Annotated in this window: 17 protein-coding genes; 6 read left to right on the plus strand and 11 right to left on the minus strand. The window is 61.3% G+C overall.

Annotation, left to right across the window (positions count from 1 at the left end; all coding sequences use genetic code 11):
* Nucleotides 1-2 precede the first annotated feature (2 nt).
* From NVB75_RS06255 to NVB75_RS06290, 8 genes are all read right to left on the minus strand, one after another.
* On the minus strand, nucleotides 3-1,205 hold the full coding sequence (locus NVB75_RS06255; protein WP_258346481.1) for an ABC transporter permease: 1,203 nt from the start codon (nucleotides 1,203-1,205) through the stop codon (nucleotides 3-5).
* Nucleotides 1,193-1,903: an ABC transporter ATP-binding protein gene (locus tag NVB75_RS06260; RefSeq protein WP_258346482.1), complete on the minus strand. Its 711-nt coding sequence runs from the start codon at nucleotides 1,901-1,903 to the stop codon at nucleotides 1,193-1,195. The genes NVB75_RS06255 and NVB75_RS06260 overlap by 13 nt, the downstream gene beginning before the upstream one ends.
* Nucleotides 1,904-2,037: 134 nt before the next feature.
* Nucleotides 2,038-2,550: a hypothetical protein gene (locus tag NVB75_RS06265; RefSeq protein ID WP_258346483.1), complete on the minus strand. Its 513-nt coding sequence runs from the start codon at nucleotides 2,548-2,550 to the stop codon at nucleotides 2,038-2,040.
* Between the two features lie 147 nt (nucleotides 2,551-2,697).
* Complete coding sequence (locus NVB75_RS06270) at nucleotides 2,698-3,576, minus strand: LysR family transcriptional regulator (protein WP_258346484.1); 879 nt, start codon at nucleotides 3,574-3,576, stop codon at nucleotides 2,698-2,700.
* Between the two features lie 184 nt (nucleotides 3,577-3,760).
* Nucleotides 3,761-4,378: an isochorismate family cysteine hydrolase YcaC gene (gene ycaC, locus NVB75_RS06275; RefSeq protein WP_003207315.1), complete on the minus strand. Its 618-nt coding sequence runs from the start codon at nucleotides 4,376-4,378 to the stop codon at nucleotides 3,761-3,763.
* Between the two features lie 24 nt (nucleotides 4,379-4,402).
* Complete coding sequence (locus NVB75_RS06280; RefSeq protein WP_258346485.1) at nucleotides 4,403-6,241, minus strand: amidohydrolase; 1,839 nt, start codon at nucleotides 6,239-6,241, stop codon at nucleotides 4,403-4,405.
* Entirely contained in the window at nucleotides 6,238-6,831 is a 594-nt protein-coding gene (locus tag NVB75_RS06285; protein WP_258346486.1) for an antibiotic biosynthesis monooxygenase, read from the minus strand. The genes NVB75_RS06280 and NVB75_RS06285 overlap by 4 nt, the downstream gene beginning before the upstream one ends.
* Before the next feature lie 80 nt (nucleotides 6,832-6,911).
* A complete protein-coding gene (locus NVB75_RS06290; protein ID WP_258346487.1) occupies nucleotides 6,912-7,820 on the minus strand; it encodes a LysR family transcriptional regulator in 909 nt (302 codons plus the stop codon).
* Nucleotides 7,821-8,025: 205 nt separating this feature from the next.
* Between NVB75_RS06290 and NVB75_RS06295 the strand changes: the two genes are divergently transcribed.
* Nucleotides 8,026-8,424 (plus strand): helix-turn-helix domain-containing protein, encoded by a 399-nt coding sequence (locus NVB75_RS06295; RefSeq protein WP_258346488.1) that lies wholly within the window; start codon nucleotides 8,026-8,028, stop codon nucleotides 8,422-8,424.
* Nucleotides 8,425-8,489: 65 nt separating this feature from the next.
* The gene (locus tag NVB75_RS06300) at nucleotides 8,490-11,282 is read left to right on the plus strand and encodes a helix-turn-helix transcriptional regulator (RefSeq protein ID WP_258346489.1); all 2,793 of its coding nucleotides are present in this window, start codon (nucleotides 8,490-8,492) and stop codon (nucleotides 11,280-11,282) included.
* Here the strand turns inward: NVB75_RS06300 and NVB75_RS06305 are convergent.
* A complete protein-coding gene (locus NVB75_RS06305) occupies nucleotides 11,229-12,770 on the minus strand; it encodes a helix-turn-helix transcriptional regulator (protein ID WP_258346490.1) in 1,542 nt (513 codons plus the stop codon). The genes NVB75_RS06300 and NVB75_RS06305 overlap by 54 nt on opposite strands.
* A gap of 88 nt (nucleotides 12,771-12,858) precedes the next feature.
* Entirely contained in the window at nucleotides 12,859-13,809 is a 951-nt protein-coding gene (locus NVB75_RS06310) for a GlxA family transcriptional regulator (RefSeq protein ID WP_258348546.1), read from the minus strand.
* 183 nt (nucleotides 13,810-13,992) lie between these two features.
* On the opposite strand from NVB75_RS06310, the gene NVB75_RS06315 reads away from it, so the two are divergent.
* From NVB75_RS06315 to NVB75_RS06330, 4 genes are all read left to right on the plus strand, one after another.
* On the plus strand, nucleotides 13,993-14,715 hold the full coding sequence (locus NVB75_RS06315) for a pirin family protein (protein WP_258346492.1): 723 nt from the start codon (nucleotides 13,993-13,995) through the stop codon (nucleotides 14,713-14,715).
* 136 nt (nucleotides 14,716-14,851) lie between these two features.
* Nucleotides 14,852-15,160 carry a hypothetical protein gene (locus NVB75_RS06320; RefSeq protein ID WP_258346493.1) on the plus strand — a complete coding sequence of 103 codons (309 nt, stop codon included), beginning with the start codon at nucleotides 14,852-14,854 and terminating at the stop codon, nucleotides 15,158-15,160.
* Nucleotides 15,161-15,448: 288 nt separating this feature from the next.
* Nucleotides 15,449-17,245 carry a triacylglycerol lipase gene (locus tag NVB75_RS06325; protein WP_258346494.1) on the plus strand — a complete coding sequence of 599 codons (1,797 nt, stop codon included), beginning with the start codon at nucleotides 15,449-15,451 and terminating at the stop codon, nucleotides 17,243-17,245.
* Nucleotides 17,233-18,486 carry a T6SS immunity protein Tli4 family protein gene (locus tag NVB75_RS06330; protein ID WP_258346495.1) on the plus strand — a complete coding sequence of 418 codons (1,254 nt, stop codon included), beginning with the start codon at nucleotides 17,233-17,235 and terminating at the stop codon, nucleotides 18,484-18,486. The genes NVB75_RS06325 and NVB75_RS06330 overlap by 13 nt, the downstream gene beginning before the upstream one ends.
* Here the strand turns inward: NVB75_RS06330 and NVB75_RS06335 are convergent, their stop codons facing one another.
* Nucleotides 18,487-19,473, minus strand: a complete 987-nt coding sequence (locus NVB75_RS06335) for a quinone oxidoreductase (RefSeq protein WP_258346496.1) — start codon at nucleotides 19,471-19,473, stop codon at nucleotides 18,487-18,489.
* Nucleotides 19,474-19,479: the final 6 nt, after the last annotated feature.

Here is a 19,479-nt window from a genome sequence, read left to right on the forward strand (position 1 = left end):
ACCTACTCTTCACGCAAGGCCTCCACCGGTTGCAACCGGGCACCAGCCATGGCGGGATACAAGCCGAAAAACAAGCCAACCAGCAGTGTACTGCCGACACCCAGAACCAGAGACGACGGCGCCAGGGAAAAGCGCCAACCGGACAGGCTCGAATAACCCCAGGCACACAGACACCCCAGCAGCGCCCCCACGGCCGCCCCCACCGCCGTCAGCGCGATAGCCTCCAGCAAAAACAAGTGGCGAATATCACGGCGACGGGCGCCCAGCGCCAGGCGCACACCGATTTCCCGGCGCCGCTGGGCGACATTCGCCAGCATCACATTCATCACCCCGACACCGCCGCTCACCAACGAGATACCGGCAAGCGCCATCAGCAAAAAGCTGAAGGTGCGATTCTGGCGAGACATGCCCTCGATCATTTGCTGGGCAATCATGATGTGGATGTCCTGCCCAGCGGCAATCGGCTCAAATGCACTGCGCACGGCCGCCGACAGCACGGTCATGTCCTGGTCGGGCGCGGCACGAAGAATCACCTCATCCCACTGCGCTCGCGGATCAACGCGTCGCATGCCTTCAAGGGGAATGAACAACGACGCACCGGCCCGGACGGGAGCCATCATCCCATCGGGCCGATCCTGCAAAATACCCACCACCTGATACAGGTAATCGTTGACTCGCAGGCGGTCGCCCACCTGCACCGGGCTGCCACCTGCGGCCAGAGACTGGGCCAACGGGTACCCGACCACCGCATGGGTCGCTCGCTGGTCGAAGTCAGACAGGAAACGCCCGGCACTCAGTTCCAGCCCGATGGCGTCAGGCAATTGGGCGGTGCTGCCCACCAGCGTCGCATCGACGGTATGCCCCTTGAATACCAACGACACTCCGGTTTGCGCGATAGGCGCGATGTGGCGCAGTTGGGGAATCCTCGCGCGCAGTTCATCACTGTCAACGTGCATGCCCGACGCTGCCGCAGACGTACCGGAAAAGCGCACGACCATGGTATCGACCCCCATGCCCTTGAAGATCGCTTCAACCTCCTGCGCGGCGTTGTTGCCGATATTGACCAAGGCGATGACCGACGCACTGCCCATGACGATACCCAGCAGTGCCAGGATCGAACGTTTGCCCAGGGCGCGCAGGCTGAAGGCGGCATCCTGAACCAGGTCGGCGAAGCCCAACCTTGCGCAGCGGTTCAAGCAGGGCATCGCTCGATCTCCTGAACGGTGGCGTCCATCACATGGATCTGCCGGTCAAGACGGCAGGCGATGGCGGGATCATGGGTAACCACTACCAGGGTGGTCCCGCGTTCGCGGTTGAGCGACAGCAGCAGGTCCATGATGTCGGCGGCTGTGGCGTGATCGAGGTTGCCAGTAGGCTCATCGGCGAGGATCAACGAAGGCTCGCCCACCAAGGCGCGCGCGATGGCTACCCGCTGGCGCTGGCCACCGGATAAATCCGCCGGGCGATGGGCGGCACGGTCGGCCAGCCCGACCTGTGCCAGCATCGCTTCGGCCCGTTGCCGGGCTTCACGGCGGCCAACGCCGCGATAACTCAGGGGCAAGGCGACGTTTTCAAGTGCGGTCATGCGCGCAATCAAGTTGAAGTTCTGGAAGACAAAACCAATCTGTCGGTTGCGCAGGGCTGCCAATTCATCCGGGCAGGCGGAAAACACATCGTGGCCGGCGAAATGGTAGTGGCCGCTGTCGGGTAAATCCAACAGGCCAAGGATATTAAGTAAGGTACTTTTTCCGGAACCAGACTCGCCAAGGATTGCGCAACTTTCTTTTTTATCAATGAACAAAGAAATGTCTTTAAGCACATCAAAAGACTGGCCAGGCAGTTGATAACGTTTAGTGACCCCACGCAGTGAAATAAACTGCGCACTGCAAACTCCGTCGTTCATGACTGGACACTCAGCGCCGCACACTTATCAATCAGTTCAAAAATATAACGCCCGCATATAGGCGAGCGTCATGGTGAATACCCGCTGTGTAACGCAAACTAAAAAGGTCTGGCACACACTTCAAGAAAGGCAAATTATGTAATGGTTGCCTCGCAACGCACATCTTTGCCTGGCTTATCGAAAATAAACTGGACTTTCGGAAGAATCAAATCCTTAGTATTTCCTGCCGAGATCGAAACCTCGATATGGTTCTGAGTGTCATTACCCCAAAGATATTGCTTTAAATTATCGCCCTGCGACTTGGATTTAGTGCCATTCCATAGGAGATTCAAGTTCGCCTTATTACCGGCACCATCCACCCAAGGACTTTTCACAATATTATAGGATGTTACGTGTACCTCACGCTGCCCGTTCGCCCATTGTAAAATATTCCCGCGGGCATTCCCCTTAAACTTTGGTTTACCCCACATCCCATGGCGATAGGTTAACTCATCACCTCCATAACTTGCATCACAGCTCACATCAAAAAACTTTTTTACGGGTGGCTGCGCGTTGGCAACGGGATTCAACTGCAGCGAGGCGGCTGCAGGCATGGAGAACGCTGCCAAAGCGCCGCACAACAAAATCGGAGGAATTAGCTTTTTCAAAATAACCTCTTCACTTATCTATTTTTTATTTAACGAAGCATCCAGTACTTGATGCGCCTGATCAGTCAAGCGCACGAAATATATCCGCCAGAAAAAAAATAAAATGTAGGAAGTTTCGGAATAACAAGCTTTGACGATCAGTGACAGTTAAATGTGCTGTTCACGCAAGAACTCAATCAACGCCTGCACCGGCCGTGAGTTTTGCCGATGCTGGGGGAACACCGCCGACAGGGCCAGGGCTTCAGGGGCAAAGTCTTCCAACACGGTGACCAGCCGCCCATCTTTCAGGGCCTCGGCGACGATGAAGGTGGGCAGGTAAGTAATGCCCAACCCGGCGATTGCCGAGTCCCGCAGCAACTCACCGTTGTTCACGCGCATGCGCCCGCTGACATTCATTACCAACGGCTTGCCCTTGACCATAAAGCGCCATTGCACCTGGCGACTATGGCCGTACGGCAAGCACTCGTGCTCGGCCAGGTCTTCCGGGGTTTGCGGGGTGCCACGTCGCGTGAGGTAGTCGGGGCTGGCGCAGTAGACGCGCTGCACACTGGCGATGCGCCGGGCGATCAGGGTCGAGTCTTCCAGGGTGCCGATGCGCAGCACCAGGTCGTAGCCTTCGCTGATCAGGTCGACGGGCCGGTCGCTGAGGTCGACTTCCACCGACACGTGGGGATGGCGCTGCAAAAACAGCGGTAACAGGCTGCCTAAATGAGCCATGGCAAACGACAACGGCGCGCTCAAGCGAATGGTGCCGCGGGGGTCGGTGTTTTGCCCGGAGATACCCTGCTCCACTTGCTCGACTTCACTGAGCAGGCGCAGGGCGGATTCGTAGTAACTCTGGCCCAGGGGCGTGACATCCAGGCGGCGCGTGGAGCGGTTGAGCAGGCGTACGCCGAGGCGCTCTTCCAGCTGGATCAGGCGGCGGCTGACAAATTGCTTGGACAGGCCGAGGTGTTCGGCGGCGGCGGTGAAGCTGCCGGATTCCATGACCTGGCAAAACAGGCGCATGTCTTCGAAGGGGTTCATTGTCGCTTCTCGATGGACGCCGGGCTGTTTTATAGCCGGTCAGTCGCCACACCACAACTGATCGTTCCCACGCTCTGCGTGGGGACGCCGCCTTGGACGCTCCGCGTCCCGTTTGCGCAAGGGCGACGCGGAGCGTCACGGGATGCATTCCCACGCGGAGCGTGGGAACGATCGTCAGGTGAGGTTACTTGGCCGTCAGCGCCGAGTAGCTGTTCATCAGGTTGCGATAGTTGGGAATGCGCGGCGACAGCAGGTTGGCCAGGCCTTCCATGTCATTGCGCCAGTCGACCTGCAGTTCACACGCCACCGAGAACCAGTTCACCAACTGCGCACCAGCAGCCGTCATCCGCGCCCAGGCGGCCTGTTGCACGGTTTCGTTGAAGGTGCCCGACGCATCGGTCACCACGAACACTTCAAAGCCTTCAGCCAGGGCCGACAGCGTCGGGAAGGTCACGCAGACATCCGTCACCACACCGGCAATGATCAGTTGCTTGCGCCCGGTGGCTTTTACCGCCTTGACGAAATCTTCGTTGTCCCAGGCATTGATCTGGCCAGGACGCGGGATGTATGGCGCGTCCGGGAACAGCTCTTTCAACTCCGGCACCATCGGGCCGTTGGGGCCGCTTTCGAAGCTGGTGGTGAGGATGGTCGGCAGTTTGAAGAACTTGGCCAGGTCCGCCAGGGCCAGCACGTTGTTCTTGAACTCGTTGGGCGAGAAGTCCTGCACCAGCGAGATCAGGCCGGTCTGGTGATCCACCAGCAGGACCACGGCGTCATCTTTGTTCAGGCGTTTGTAAGTCATGGGAACACTCCTTTGGGGTTAGATTCAGAAGGCAAAACACGAGCAGCCAAACGCGCCCCAGAAACCCTGGAAGTCGCTGACCGGCACGTTCGAAAGACGCGCCCGTTCATGGCTATGGGAATGCACGCCACAGGGGCCGCTGCACTGGTGCACCTGGGCCTGCAGCGGTGCAGTCGGGCGCCAGTGGCCCGGCACTTTGGCCACCGGCGACCAGTCCGGCAGCACGGGCACCCGAGGCGGTGCGAAATCTTCAAAGTCGCCGGCGCCGTAGACCACCTTGCCGCCGACCACGGTGAGCACCGACTCGATCCACTTGATGGCTTCCTCGTCGACACTGAAGAAATCCGCCGACAGGGCCGCCACGTCCGCCAATTGGCCGACCTTGATCTGGCCTTTCTTGCCCTGTTCGGAGGAGAACCAGGCGCTGCCGTGGGTGAACAGTTCCAGAGCGGTCAGCCGGGGCAAACCTTCGGCGTGCAACTCCAGCCCGCCCACGGTGCGACCGCTGACCATCCAGTACAGCGAGGTCCAGGGGTTGTAACTCGACACCCGGGTGGCGTCGGTGCCAGCGCCCACCGGCACGCCCTCAGCGAGCATGCGCTTGATCGGCGGTGTGGCCTCGGCGGCCTTGGCGCCATAGCGCTCCACAAAGTACTCGCCCTGGAACGCCATGCGATCCTGGATCGCGATACCGCCGCCCAGCGCCCGCACCCGCTCGATGTTCTGCGGGGTGATGGTTTCGGCGTGGTCGAAGAACCACGGCAGGCCGTTGAACGGGATGTCGCGGTTGACCTTCTCGAACACGTCGAGCATCCGCGAGATCGATTCGTTATAGGTGGCGTGCAGACGGAACGGCCAGCGCTGTTCCACCAAGTGGCGCACCACCGGCTCCAGCTCCTGCTCCATGGTCAGCGGCAGGTCCGGGCGGGGTTCGAGGAAGTCTTCGAAGTCGGCCGCCGAGAACACCAGCATCTCGCCGGCGCCGTTGTGGCGCAGGTAGTCGTCGCCCTGGTGCAGGGTCACGCTGCCGGTCCAGTTCTTGAAGTCGTTGAGTTCTTCCTTGGGCTTCTGAGTGAACAGGTTGTAGGCGATGCGCACGGTCAGTTGCTGGTCCTTGGCCAACTGCTCGATCACTGCGTAATCGTCGGGGTAGTTCTGGAAACCGCCGCCGGCGTCGATGGCACTGGTCAGTCCCAGGCGGTTGAGTTCGCGCATGAACTGGCGGGTGGAATTGACCTGGTATTCCAGGGGCAGTTTCGGGCCCTTGGCCAGGGTCGAGTAGAGAATCATCGCGTTGGGCTTGGCCACCAGCATGCCGGTGGGGTTGCCGTTGTGGTCGCGTACGATCTCGCCGCCGGGCGGGTTTGGCGTGTCCTTGGTGTAGCCGGCCACGCGCAGGGCGGCGCGGTTGAGCAAGGCGCGGTCATACAGGTGCAGCACGAACACCGGCGTGTCGGGTGCGGCCTGGTTGAGTTCGTCGAGGGTGGGCATGCGTTTTTCGGCGAACTGGAATTCGTTCCAGCCGCCCACCACCCGCACCCACTGCGGCGTGGGCGTGCGGTCGGCCTGGTCCTTGAGCATGCGCAGGGCATCGGCCAGGGATGGCACGCCTTCCCAGCGCAGTTCGAGGTTGTAGTTCAGCCCGCCACGGATCAGGTGCAGGTGCGAGTCGTTGAGGCCAGGGATGACGGTGCGGCCTTTGAGGTCGATGACCTGGGTGCCACTGCCGCGCAGGCCCATGGCTTCGCCGTCGGTGCCCACCGCGACGAAGCGTCCCTGGTGAATGGCGACTGCCGTGGCGCGGGGATTTTCACGGTCCACGGTGTGGAACTGGCCATTGAACAGAATCAGGTCGGCGTTCATAGGGTTTCCTTTACAGAGGCTTCAAGCCAGGGCGCGAACAGGCGGGTGGCCGCCGGCATCAGCAGATAAACCACCAGGACAACGATGGTCACGGTGACCAGGAAGGTGGCGACGATGTAGTTGGACAGGAACGGATGCAGCCGCAGTACCGGGCCCCAGATGATCGGCACCAGCAAGGTCAGCGGCAGGATCACCAGCAGCGTGACCACCGCCTGCTTCCAGCGCGGCGGCTTGGCGGCGGCATCGGCCAGGGGCGAAAACCAGAACTCGTTGACCGCGCCGACTTCAGTCTGGTCGCCGTCGGCCAGCATCGGCGCCGCTTCGTTGATCAGCTCCAGGCGCTGCGGCGACTCGAGCCAGCGTTCCAGGTCATCGGTGGAGCGGTAACGCAGCACGCAGGTGAACAGCGCCAGGCCGCCCTGCCGGGTGCGCACCACGTCAACGCCGAGATGGCCCGGACGTTCGCCGGCGATACGCACGATGCGCCGCAGCCAAGCTTCATAGTCGGCTTCGTGGCCGGGCTTGATGCGGTGTTTGACCACCAGGGTGACCACCTCGTCCGGGCCGCCTTGTTGCGTTGCTGAGTCCATCGTGCCCCTCCCCTTCATACGTGAGCGATGGCCGCAGTGTGGGGTGTCACGTAGCGGAAAAATTGGATGTACGTGCTCTGTTAGAGCGCCCGGGACATGTGTTCGCCAATCCGCGATCGCAACCAGCGCTCCGCCGGGTCGTTGTCGTGCACCCCGCTCCACACCATCGACAGCTCTGCGGCATCGATGGGGAACGGCGGGTCCTCGGCCCGTAAGCCGCTGCCTTGGGTCAACGCGCAGGCGGCATAATCGGGCACCGTCGCAATCATCTCGCTGCCGGCCAACAGGTCCCGCAACCCACTGAATTGCGGCACCGCCAACACCACTCGGCGGGCCCGACCGATGCGCGCCAGGTCCAGGTCGATATTGCCGCTCAGATCACCGGAAAACGAAACCATGGCATGGGGCCGCGAACAGTAGTCATCCAGGGTCAACGGCTCCGGCCGGTCGTCGCCCCGCAGGACCTTGCAAGGAATGTCCCTCAGCTTCTTGCGCTTGGCATTGGCCGGCAGCTCGGTGGTGTAGCTGACCCCCACGGAGATCTCGCCACTGGCCAACAATGCCGACATCAGCAAGTAGTTCGCGCGCCGCACCACCACGATGATCCGCGGCGCCTCTTCGCGCAGCTGGCTGAGCAACGGTGGAAACAACCCGAACTCGGCGTCGTCCGAGAGCCCGATGCGAAACACCGCGCAACTGGTGGAAGGGTCGAAGTCCTTGGCGCGGCTGACCGCGCCGGAAATGATGTCCATCGCCGGTTGCAACTCCTTGAGGATCGCCACGGCCCGTGGCGTGGGCTCCATGCCGCGACCATTGCGCAGCAGCAGCGGGTCATCGAACAGGTCGCGCAACCGGCCCAGGGCCGCACTCACGGCCGGCTGGCCCATGAAGAGTTTTTCGGCAACCCGGGTCAGGTTCTTTTCGAACATCAGGGCCTCGAAAATCACCAGCAGGTTCATGTCGACGCGGCGCAAGTCGTTGCGATTCATAGGGTTTCCCGGGAGGTGAGCACCCCGTCAGCTAACCACGTTCAAGGCCGCTGCAATTGCATCCCTGTGCTGTCTTTTTTGCGCAGGCACCTGGCGAAATTAACAACGATTAACTCGCCAGCCAGACAGGCCGCAGCGAAAAATACGGCGGTCTACACTGGATTTTCATTCACCGGGAACGCTCCCATCGACCACGGAATCTGTCATGGCCCGACTCGAGCACGTCGCACCTGCCCCGCACTCGCGCCCATCCGCCACCGGCGGCCTGTGTGCCCGCCGCGAACGCATGGTCAAGCAGTTGATCCTGGCGAACCTGGGAGAAAGTCTGGAAGTCACCGAACTGGCGCGGGCATGCGCACTGTCCCGCAGCCATTTCTCTCGTGCCTTTAAATGCAGTACGGGCCTGTCTCCCCAGGAGTGGATTCGCCAACAACGCATCCAGCGGGCCAAGGAACTGATCGTCAGCTCCGCCTTGAGCCTGACTCAGATCAGCCAGGAATGCGGGTTCTGCGACCAGGCACACTTCTGCCATATTTTCAGCCGCAGTGAAGGCGTGAACCCCATGACCTGGCGTAACCACCAACTTCGCGTGATCGCCGCCTAGTGGTGATTGCACCCGGGCGCAAACCTCTGGAATATGCACCACAGACCCCACCCCAGAGCCCGCGCATGAGCAACCCCCACGACCAGGCCATGCATTTCGGCCCCTACCGGATTCACCCGCGCCAGCGCGTGGTGCTGGAGGGTGGCCAGCCGTTGCGCCTGGGCCGGCGGGCGGTGGATATCCTGCTGATTTTGCTGGAGCACGCCGGCCAGGTGGTGAGCAAGCAGGAGCTGATCGCCCGGGTCTGGCCCAGGACGGTGGTGGAGGATGGCAACCTGCGGGTGCACATGGCAGCCCTGCGCAAGGCGCTCGGCGACGGCCAGGCCGGGCAGCGCTATATCGTCACGGTGGCCCAGCGTGGCTACAGTTTTGTTGCCCCGCTGAGTGTCGACCCCACAACGTTGGAGGGCGACGCCACTTCGCCCTATCCAGGGCACAACTTGCCGCTGCGCCGCACGCGGATGCTGGGGCGCCAGGCTCTGATCGAAAGCCTGGTGCAACAGCTGCCTCACCACCGTTTCATCACCCTCACGGGTGCAGGGGGTATCGGTAAGACCACCGTCGCCCTGCGAGTGGCCGAACTGCTGATCGGACGTTACCGCGACGGCATCCGTCTGCTGGACCTGGCGCCCCTGAGCCAGCCCTCGATGATCGTGCCCAACCTCGCCGCCCTGCTGGAGCTTACGCCACCGAGTCACGAACCCTTGACCGGTCTCGCCGGCCTGTTGCGCGAGCGCCAGATGCTGCTGGTGATCGACAACTGTGAGCACCTGCTCGACGACATTGCACTGATCAGCGAAACCCTGCTGCGCCATGCCCCTCAGTTGCACATTCTGACCACCAGCCGCGAAGCGCTGCGCGCCGAGGGCGAGTTCGTGCAGCGCCTGGAGCCTTTGGCGTGCCCGCCGGCCACTGGCGGCCGCGCCGAAGCCATGGCGTACCCCGCGCTGCAATTGCTGGTGGAGCGGGCGCTGTCGCGCTGGGACGGCTTTGAACTGAGTGACGCCGAGCTGCCCCTGGCCATCGATATTTGCCGACGCCTGGACGGTATTCCCTTGGCGATCGAACTGGTGGCAGCGCAAATCGAACGCTTTGGCCTGAAGGGCTTGCTGGTGCAGATGGAGGACAATTTTCGCCTGTTGACCCGTGGTCGACGCAGCGCCCTGCCCCGGCACCAAACGCTGCGCGCCACCCTGGAGTGGAGCTTCGATCTGCTGACCACTTGCGAGCAGGTGTGCCTGCGGCGCCTTGCGGTGTTCCGGGGTAGTTTCACCCTGGAATCGGCGGCGGCGGTCATAGCCGGTGAGCACATTGCGCCGATGGAGGTGCTGGGCTCGATCACGCAGTTGGTGGCCAAGTCCCTGCTCAACGTTGAAGTGGGTGACGAAGAGGTGGCCTATCGGCTGCTGGACATCACCCGGACCTATGCCCTGGAGAAACTCAGTAGCGCCTGCGAACTGGAGGCCAGCCGTGAGCGACACGCCGCCCGCTGCCTGACGCTGATGAATCAAGCGCAAGCCGATTGGGAACGAGTGCCCACCCAGCAATGGCTCGACCGTTATGCAGCCTGTCGCGAAGACGTGCGTGCCGCTCTCGACTGGGGGTTGCGCGAGGAAGGCGCGCCGTTGCTGGCGATCCGCCTGACGGTCAGTGCAATGCCGCTGTGGCAGGAGCTGTCGCTGCTCACCGAGCACGGTTTGTATGTGGGCAAGGCCCTGGCCTTGCTTCAGCAATCGGCAGCACCCTGCCCACACTTGCACCTGCAACTGCAATTGGCCCTGGGCAGCTTTTCCTATCACACCCAGGGCGCAACCCCGCAGACCATCAATGCCTTTGAGCAGGCACGGCAACTGGCCGAAGCCAGCCACGATATCGCCGGCCAGCTCAGGGCAGTGTCCGGCCATATGGCCGTCAACCTGTGCAACGGCAACTACCGCCAGGCCCTGCGCCAAAGCCTGCATTTCGACCGCCTGGACCCCAACGCCCAACCGCTGCTGGACTTGAGCGCACAGCGCCTGCGGGTACTGGCGCAACATTTCGCCGGTAACCAGGCCCTGGCCCGGCACAACGCCGAACAGGTGATGCAGCGCATGGCCCACAGCGGCCACCTCAATCGGTTTACCCATGGATTTGGCGTGCAATACGACCAGAGCGTGGCGTCGCTGACGGTGCTGGCGCGCATCCTCTGGCTACAGGGTTTCCCGGAGCGCGCCTGGCGCACCGCCCGACAGGCGCTGGAGCTGGCGCTGCAAATCAATCACGGCACCTCGATCTGCTACACACTTGCCCTCTCGGGCGTCGTCATCGCCCACTACAACGGCGACGACACGACGGCAAGGTCAATGCTGGAGCTGTTGTCACAGCAGGCACAGAAGCACTCGGTGTTGCTATTCGACACCTGGGCCAGGCATTACGCCCTGGCATTGGACGCAGGGGTGCCCGAGGGCGATGTCGACGGCCTTGGCCTGATCAAGGACATCGTTGCGACCCTGCGCACAAGGGAGGTGGATGAGGCCAGCTTCGAACGAGCCAGGCAGGGCAATGCCGGTTGGTGCACCGCAGAAATCCTGCGGGCGCGGGCCGAATCCCTGCTGCTGCGCCCTGACCCGCTCGCGGCGCAAGCGGCTGAAAAATTGCTGCTGGAAGCGTTGGGGCTGGCTCGTCAGCAAGCAGCCTTGGCCTGGGAACTGCGTTGCGCCCTGTCCCTTGCCCGGCTATGGCAGCGCGAAGGTCGACACGCTGCCGCACGCGAGCTTTTACAAGGGGTGTATGGGCGCTTCACTGAAGGATTTTCCACGCCGGACCTAGTGAGCGTGCGCCGCTTGCTCGACGAACTGCACCACCCGCTGCCGGCCTGAGAACGGCTCGAGCTCGTAACCTTGTTGCAACAGCATCACCTGGGCCGGGTCACCCAAGCGGGCCAACGCGTAGGCACGCACGCTATTGAGCAAACGATAACGCCGAAGACCGGGACCGGGTTCGACGGTCAGCAGCGAAGTCGCCACCAAGCGTGCCAGCAGGTAAGACAGGTCGGCGTGTTCCAGCTCAGTGCCGGCAACCAGCGCGCCCAGCGTCGGCACGGTCACCGCCATCTTGAACAGGCCCAGTTGGAGGAACAGCCAGCGCTCCGGCAGGCTCAAGCGATCATAGGTCCAGTCCAGCGCCGCGCTCATGGATTGATGGCGCTCTACCGCCGTTCGCCGCCCGCGAGTCAGCACTTGCAAGCCGTTTACCAACTGCGCTTGCAGGCTCTTGACCCCAAGGGCGTCGACCTGGGCTGCCGCCAGCTCCAGCGCCAACGGAATACCGTCGAGGCGCCGGCAGATATCCCGCAGAGGCGCCAGGTCTTGCCTGCGTAACTCAAAGCCCTGCTGACTGGCCTGGGCCCGGCTGACAAATAGCTGCACCGCAGGCGAAGCCAGCGTCTGCTCGACGTCCGCCAATGCCGACAACGGCGGCAATGCCAACGCGGGTACGCGCTGGGCCCATTCGCCGGGAATATTCAGGGCTTCGCGGCTACTCACCAGCAGCGTTACCTGGGGCGCCATGCCCCGTAGAGCCAATACCAGGTTGCGGCAAGCGGCCAATGCCTGTTCACACCCATCAAGCACCAGCAGCAAGTGCCGTGACGCCAGTTGTCGGCAAAAGCCATGCAGCGTGCCGCCCGGTTCAACCTCAATCCCGAGCACCCTGCACAATTGACGGACCACGTCCGATAACCGACTGATACCGGCCAACTCCACGCGCCACACTCCGTCGCGATAACGCGGCAGCACCTGTGCAGCCAGGTAGAGGGCCAGGGTGGTTTTGCCAATACCGGCGCACCCGGTGAGGGTCATCAGCGTTTGCCCCGGCAAACGCCGGGCAAGGGCATGGGCCAGCGGGTCCAGGCCGAACACCGGGACCAGGCGCGCCGGCAGATTATGCTGAGGCAGAGGCTGCGCAGGTGCTGACTGCGTCGGCTGCGTCGCGACAAAACAATAACCGCGTTGCGGCAGGTTGATGATATAGCGCCGCCCGTCCTCGCCATCGGCCAGGGCACGGCGCAAGGCCGCGATGTGCACCCGCAGGTTGTTCTCCTCCACCACACTGTTCGGCCACACCCGTGCGATCAAGGATGCCTTGTCGACAAACTGCCCGGCCTGCTCCACCAACACCCCAAGAATGTCCAGGGCGCGCCCGCCCAACGGCAGCGGCCGGCCCTCTTCGCACACCAGGCGCTGCTGGGGGTAAAAGGTGAAGGGGCCGAAGCGCACTGCGCATTCCGGTTCAATCGTATGAAGGCTGTTCATGCTCGTCAAAGCGCTGAAACACCCGGCCTTGGGCGCCTGCGCATCCTTTTCCATGAGACTGACCGCTATCTTGCCAGCTACCGGTGACAGGACAATGCTGGCACAGGGATCCACACGGACATTCAGGTGCGCCAGACGGACATCAGCTGAATTGCTGGCGGTACTGGGTCGGGTTCAAGCCGAGTTTTTCACTGAACAGAGACCGCATATGCCGCACGCTGCCAAACCCGGCGTGAAACGCTACGGTCTTGAGCGGCAGGTCGGTGCTTTCCAGCAAGTGCCGGGCGCGATCGATGCGGGCGCCTTGCAGGAAAGCCATCGGGGTCATCTGCACTTCCTTGGCGAACACCCGCGCAAAGTGCCGCGTGCTCATGCCGGCCAACTGCGCCATGGACTCGATGGTAAAGGCCTGGTCCAGCCGCTCCAGCACCTGGGTCTGCACCCGGGTAATCGCGGTTTCCTGAGGGGCCACGGCTGCGGTCATCGGGCTGAACTGGGCTTGACCGCCCTGGCGCTTCATCACCACCAACAATACCTTGGCCACATCGACGGCCACCTGCTTGCCGTGGTCCTGGGCCACAATGGACAGCGCCAGGTCGATGCCCGCCGTCACACCGCCAGAGGTGATAAGCCGACCGTCTTGCAGGTAGATCCGGTCGGTCTCGACCACTGCCTTGGGAAAGGCCTTGATCAGCCGTTCGGTGTAATGCCAGTGAGTGGTCACGCGCTGGCCGTCCAGCAACCCCGCGTACCCCAGCACAAAAGCGCCGGTGCAGATGGAGCCGAATCGCCGGGCGCGGGGCGCAGCTGTCCTGAGCCATGGCAACAGCGCGGGATGGCATTCGTTATAGGCGCCGGGGCCGCCCGGGACCAACAGCAAGTCATAAGCCTCAAGGGCCTGATCCAGTTGCAGGTCGGGGTGCACCACCACGCCATTGGAGGCCCGCAGCGCCCCGGGCTCGGTACCGATGGTCAGGACCTGATAGTGGGCTGACGGCTCCAGGTAACGATTGGCAATGGAGAACACTTCCAGTGGCCCGGCCATGTCGAGCAGAAGGAAGTCGGGAAACAGCGCCATGGCCACGGTTTTCATTGTCAGGAATTGTCCGTTGAGAGAGATGAGCTGGAGCATTATGGCACGCCGCTCACTGTCAACTCACACAGGACAGTCATTCCGATTTCAGCTTCTTAATCAACCTTTCGCTAACCAGTAACCTTCTTCTCACACCGAAGCCTCTGCATCTCGCAGCCAAGCTTCCCTTGAGGAGAACACCCCATGCTGACCCTTCGCAAAGCCTCGGAACGCGGCGCCGCCAATCACGGTTGGTTGAAGTCGTTCCACACCTTCTCGTTCGCCAACTACTGGAACCCCAAGGAACAGGGTTTTTCCGACCTGCTGGTGATCAACGATGACCGGGTTGCCGCCGGCAAGGGCTTCGGCCAACACCCGCACCGCGACATGGAGATTTTCTCCTATGTGCTCGAAGGCGCCCTGGAACACAAGGACACCCTGGGCACTGGTTCGGTGATTCGCCCCGGCGATGTGCAACTGATGAGCGCCGGCAGCGGCGTGGCCCACAGCGAGTTCAACCACAGCCACACCCAGGGCGTGCACTTCCTGCAAATCTGGATCGTGCCGCAGGTGGCGGGCGCTGAACCGCGCTATCAGCAGGAGCACTTCACCGAGGCGCAAAAACGCGGCCGGTTGCAGTTGATCATCTCGCCGGAAGGCACCGACGGCTCCCTTGGCGTGCGCCAGGATGCGCGGGTGTATGCCGGGCTGTTCAACGGCTTTGAAACCGCCAGCCTGCCACTGGCCCCGGAGCGCTACGCCTACATCCATGTGGCGCGGGGCAGCGTTGAAGTCAACGGCCAACGCTTGCACGAAGGCGACGGTGCCCGAGTGCGCGACGAGCGGGAAATTCACCTGAGCCATGGCGAGAACGCCGAGGTGCTGGTGTTCGACCTGCGCCCTCAGGAACTGCCTGAAATGCCGTGATAGTCGGCGCGATGGCCCGCGAAAACGGGCCATCGCTGGCGTCGATAGTCACCATCAGCCCAATGAAGTTCTCTAAAAAAATCCACCGCGTAACATCGCATCCATACCAACCAATGACATCCCGGAGCACACCCTCATGAAACGCCAACTCTTGCTTAGCCTCGCTTTCTCGGTACTTGCTGTAAGCGCCTTTACCCAACCTGCCCTCGCTGAAGGCGGCGCGGATCGCCTGATGGACAGCCGCGTGGCTGAGGGTGGTTCTGACCGTTTGCTGGAACGTCGTGTGGCGGAAGGCGGCTCTGATCGATTGCTGGAACGTCGTGTAGCGGAAGGTGGTGCAGACCGTCTTCAAGAAAACCGTGTAGCTGAAGGTGGCGCTGAGCGTCTTCAAGGCAACCGTGTAGCTGAAGGTGGTGCAGACCGCCTGATGGAAAACCGCGCATAACCGCTGCTGCTTGCGGTTCACCCCAAGCCGGCCTGATCAGCCGGCTTTTTTTCGTCTGCAGTTATTGAGGATCACGCGCTAGCGACGGTGCCTGTCAGCCTCAATGGCGCGGTATATCCGACAGATTATTACAACCAAAATGTAGGACCGCTCTTGATTGTCGACGCGTGATTGAGACTCAAGTCATGCCTGCCTAAAGTGTCCTGCACTGCGGACCGGCCTGCTTCGAGCGCCATTTTGGCTGATACGGGGCGTGACGCTCGAATGGCTTGAAAACGGAGACCCCCCATGACCGATAAGCCCTCGGCGCCTCGCGTTGCCCCCATGAGCTACAACGCTCGAGGCAACCCCGTGCACACCTGGACCCTGACACCCAGCCATATCACCGACCCGGTGCAGTGCATATTGCCGCCGGACGGGATTCTACCGGTGATTTTTGTGCCGGGGATTATGGGGTCGAATTTGAAGAGTAAGCCTGATAAACGGAATAAAAAGGAAAAGGCCGTTCCCGTATGGCGCCTGGATGCGGGGTTCATGGGCAAAAACATGTGGTTGGCCTTGAACTGGATTAACAAAAAAGCCGGTATCCGGCAAAAACTGTTGCACCCGGCCCGGGTGGAAGTCGACAACCAGGGTGCGGTGCCTGAACGGGTTGCCGGTACGGTGTTGGCGCAGCCAGGGCTGGACAGGAAAAAGACCGTTCTGGCCCTGAAAAAACGCTATGAAGAGCGCGGTTGGGGCGAGGTCAGTGAAACCAGCTATCACGCGTTTCTTCTTTGGCTGGAAGAGGCTCTGAACAGCGGGTTTTTGCCTCACCAATGGCCACAGTTCGACATCCGGCCGGAGCACCTGCATACCGTTGCTGTCGAACCTGGGCCGACGCATATCACCCGGTTAAAGCCCGAAATCCCCATTGGCATGCCAGGGCTGGGTGCCACCCTGGCCAGTCAGTTGCCGTCGATTGTGTCGGATGAGCTGGTGGCACGAGCGGGTTATCGAATGCCGGTGCATGCGTGTGGTTATAACTGGTTGGATTCAAACGAGCAGGCTGCATTAAGGCTGGCCGGGCGGATTGATGAACTGATGCACCAATATGGCCGCAACTGTCAGCAGGTGATTCTGGTCACCCACTCCATGGGTGGCTTGGTGGCCCGGAGGTGTGCGCAGTTGCCGGGTATGGCCGCCAAAATTGCCGGTGTCGTACATGGGGTAATGCCCGCCACTGGGGCACCTGTTGCTTATCGCCGTTGCAAGGTTGGCATGAGCGACGAAGATCCGATTGCAGGTGCAGTGATTGGCCCGACCGGGCAGGAAGTTACCGCCGTTTTTGCGCAAGCGCCCGGTGCCTTGCAGTTATTGCCCACACAAGATTACACCCCAGGCTGGCTGAGGCTGGTCGACGATAAAGGCGTTTCGGCCATGCCGCGCCAACCCGTAAAAGATCCTTATGAAGAGATCTATTTACGGCGCGACCGTTGGTGGGGATTGCTGCGTGAAGAGTGGTTGGCACCGAAGGATGGTGATGCGATTACGTGGGAAACGTTTGCAGACAACATTAAAAAAGCAAAAGTCTTTCATCATGATATTAGCGGCTCCTATCACCCCCAAACCTACGTCTACTACGGCAGTGACGATAAACACCGCAGTTTCGAGTCTATCACCTGGCAAATGCAGCGCGGGTCTCGCCTCAATGGCCCTCACGCCTCAAGGCCCGACGCCTTCACGGTGTCCAGCCTGCAGATGCATGAGGTGCGCGATGACGGACGCAGCCCTGTGTATGTGGGTGGGCGAGCCGAAGCAGTGCCGCCGCTGCGTGGCGATCCCGATGCGCCGATCAAAACCGTGCAGACCAGTTACTGGGAATTGCATTGCCAGATGCAGGACGGCTCCGGTGACGGCACTGTCCCGGTAAGTTCGGGCAGCGCGCCGATAAAACGTGCGCGTAATGGCGAAGTCCGCCAGCAAATCAAGGCGCCCGGCTTCGATCATGAAGCCTCCTACGCTAACCCGTTAGCGCAGCACTTCACCCTCTACTCACTCATCAAAATCGCGGCAAAAGCCAAGAGGCCCCTATGCGTCAGCTGACTCTTTTTTTGGCGTGTCTGGTGCTGGGTTCTATCACCGGATGTGCAGTTTTCAAACAACCCAGCGAACAGGAGAAACACAACGTGAGCGAAATGACTACCCATATGCGCACCTGGGCGCTGGGCCGTGGGCTAATTGATTTGCCCGCTAATTGGAGTGGGGGCGGCGATGTGAAGCTGTATTACGGGTTAGGGGCTGACCACTCATCCGTTGAAGTGCGTGTGTTGGGGGAGGGCGTTATTCAGGAGCGGTTCGATGCTGCGCTGGAGGAAAGGGCGCGTCGAATCGCGATGGTAAAAAACTACAAGCTGGCGGATAGGCCCATGTTGATGTCTGCGGAAAAAGTATCACCGCAAAGTGCGACATTTCAGTATTTCGAGAGCACCGAACTTCCGGATACTTTCGTGCACGAATTTCATCTGCTGGTTGATGACGCCTACGTCATGCTCCGCGCTCAGTCTTACAACGGCAACACCGCCCCGGTTGAAGCACGCCTTTTAAAACTCTCCAAAGAAATCTTCAAAGTTACTGCACCGCAGAACGCAGGTGCGGGCTTCGCCTTGGGCCCCGTCGTGATCCGAAGTCATCACGATCAGGAAATCGCCAGCTTCGATTTCAGCCCCCCTGCGTCTGACGTATCGCTGGAGGTCTACATCAATGCGTTATCACCGGATGATGAAGAGCGTTTGCATGTTCGCACGCAAAAAGACACGCAAATATTCCTCGCGGGCGATTATGAAAATTTGCGGGCGGGAAAAATCACTCTGGCCGACATGCAAGCCGAAGAGTCCCTGATCGGTTTCAGTGACGACACTCACCGTCAAATACTCTTCGTCAGCGAAAACTATCGCGACAATCCGTCTCTGAGTCGCCCAGCAATGAGTGTCCGTCTTTCAGCCGGCGGCATGAAAGCAGGCCCCATTGATCCCAATGAACCCGAAGATCTGGTGCGCTGGACCCTTCCCGAGTTCGCCAACAAAGGCTACGAACTGCCGCTCTGGCAACAGCCCGCCACGCCAGAGCCCGTCAACCCCTCACTCACCGACTACGAAGCCATGGCCGTCTGGGACGCGATCCTCAAGTCCGTGCGCATCCGCTACGGCGCGGTCGCGCCTAAGCCGGATCCTTGGTTCAACCCCCGCGGGCCTCGCCCCGAAGAGGCGGCCGAAAGCAAACGCATCCTCGATGAATTCATCGCCAGCTTCGGAGAACCCAAGCCGGGGCCGGGGCAGAAAGACTGATCAATCCAGCCACACCACCGCCTTGCCAATCTGCTGCCTGGCTTCAATCCGCGCGTGCACCTGATGCACCTCTTCCAGCGCGTAATGCCCTTCGATATCCACCGTCAGCGAACCTTCGAGCATCGCTGCAAACACCGCATTGGCACGCCGTTGTACGGTCGGGCCGTCGGCCATGTGGTCGTTGAGCCGTGGGCGAGTCAGGAACAGTGAACCGGCTTCCCCCAACTCCATCGGGTCCAGATCAGTGATCGAACCGGAGACGTTGCCGTAATTGACGATCAACCCCCGCGTGCGGCACGCCCTGAAGCTCTCGCGCAAGGTGGCCTTGCCCACCGAATCGAACACCACGTCCACACCCCGCCCCTGCGTAACCTGCAAGACTCGCTCGGCAAACCCGTCGTATGGCCAAGCGTGATCAGCACCCCGCTGAAGGGCAATCGCACATTTTTCAGTGCTGCTGCCGGTGGTGAACACCGTGGCACCGAGCCGATGGGCCATTTGCACAAGCAACTGGCCAATGCTGCCGGACGCCGCGTGGATCAAGCAACGGTTGCCCGTCTGCAACCGCGCAACATCTTCAATCAGGTAGTGAGCCGTGCAGCCCTGGAACATCGCCGCAGCCGCCTGATCGAAGCCTATCGCATTGGGAATTTGCGCCACTCGCGCGGCGGGTACGTTGGCGTATTCAGCGAACGCGCCCCAGGCAATGCACCAGGCCACCCGATCACCCGGCGCCAAATGGCTCACACCCTCGCCCACCGCCACCACCACACCCGCCCCTTCCATACCCAGGGTGCACGGCAGCCGTACCGGGTAGGTCACCGACTTGGCGTACTTGCCCTGGCGGGTGTGAACATCCATGAAATTGATCCCGGCACAGGCCACCTTGACCAGTACATGGCCGGCGGTCACTTGGGGTTTGGGCACATCAAGGCGCAGTTGAACGACCTCAGGGCCGCCGTAGGTTTCAAGGGTGAGGGCTTTCATCACGGG

The organism is Pseudomonas sp. CBS, from assembly GCF_024734645.1.
Lineage (GTDB): Bacteria > Pseudomonadota > Gammaproteobacteria > Pseudomonadales > Pseudomonadaceae > Aquipseudomonas.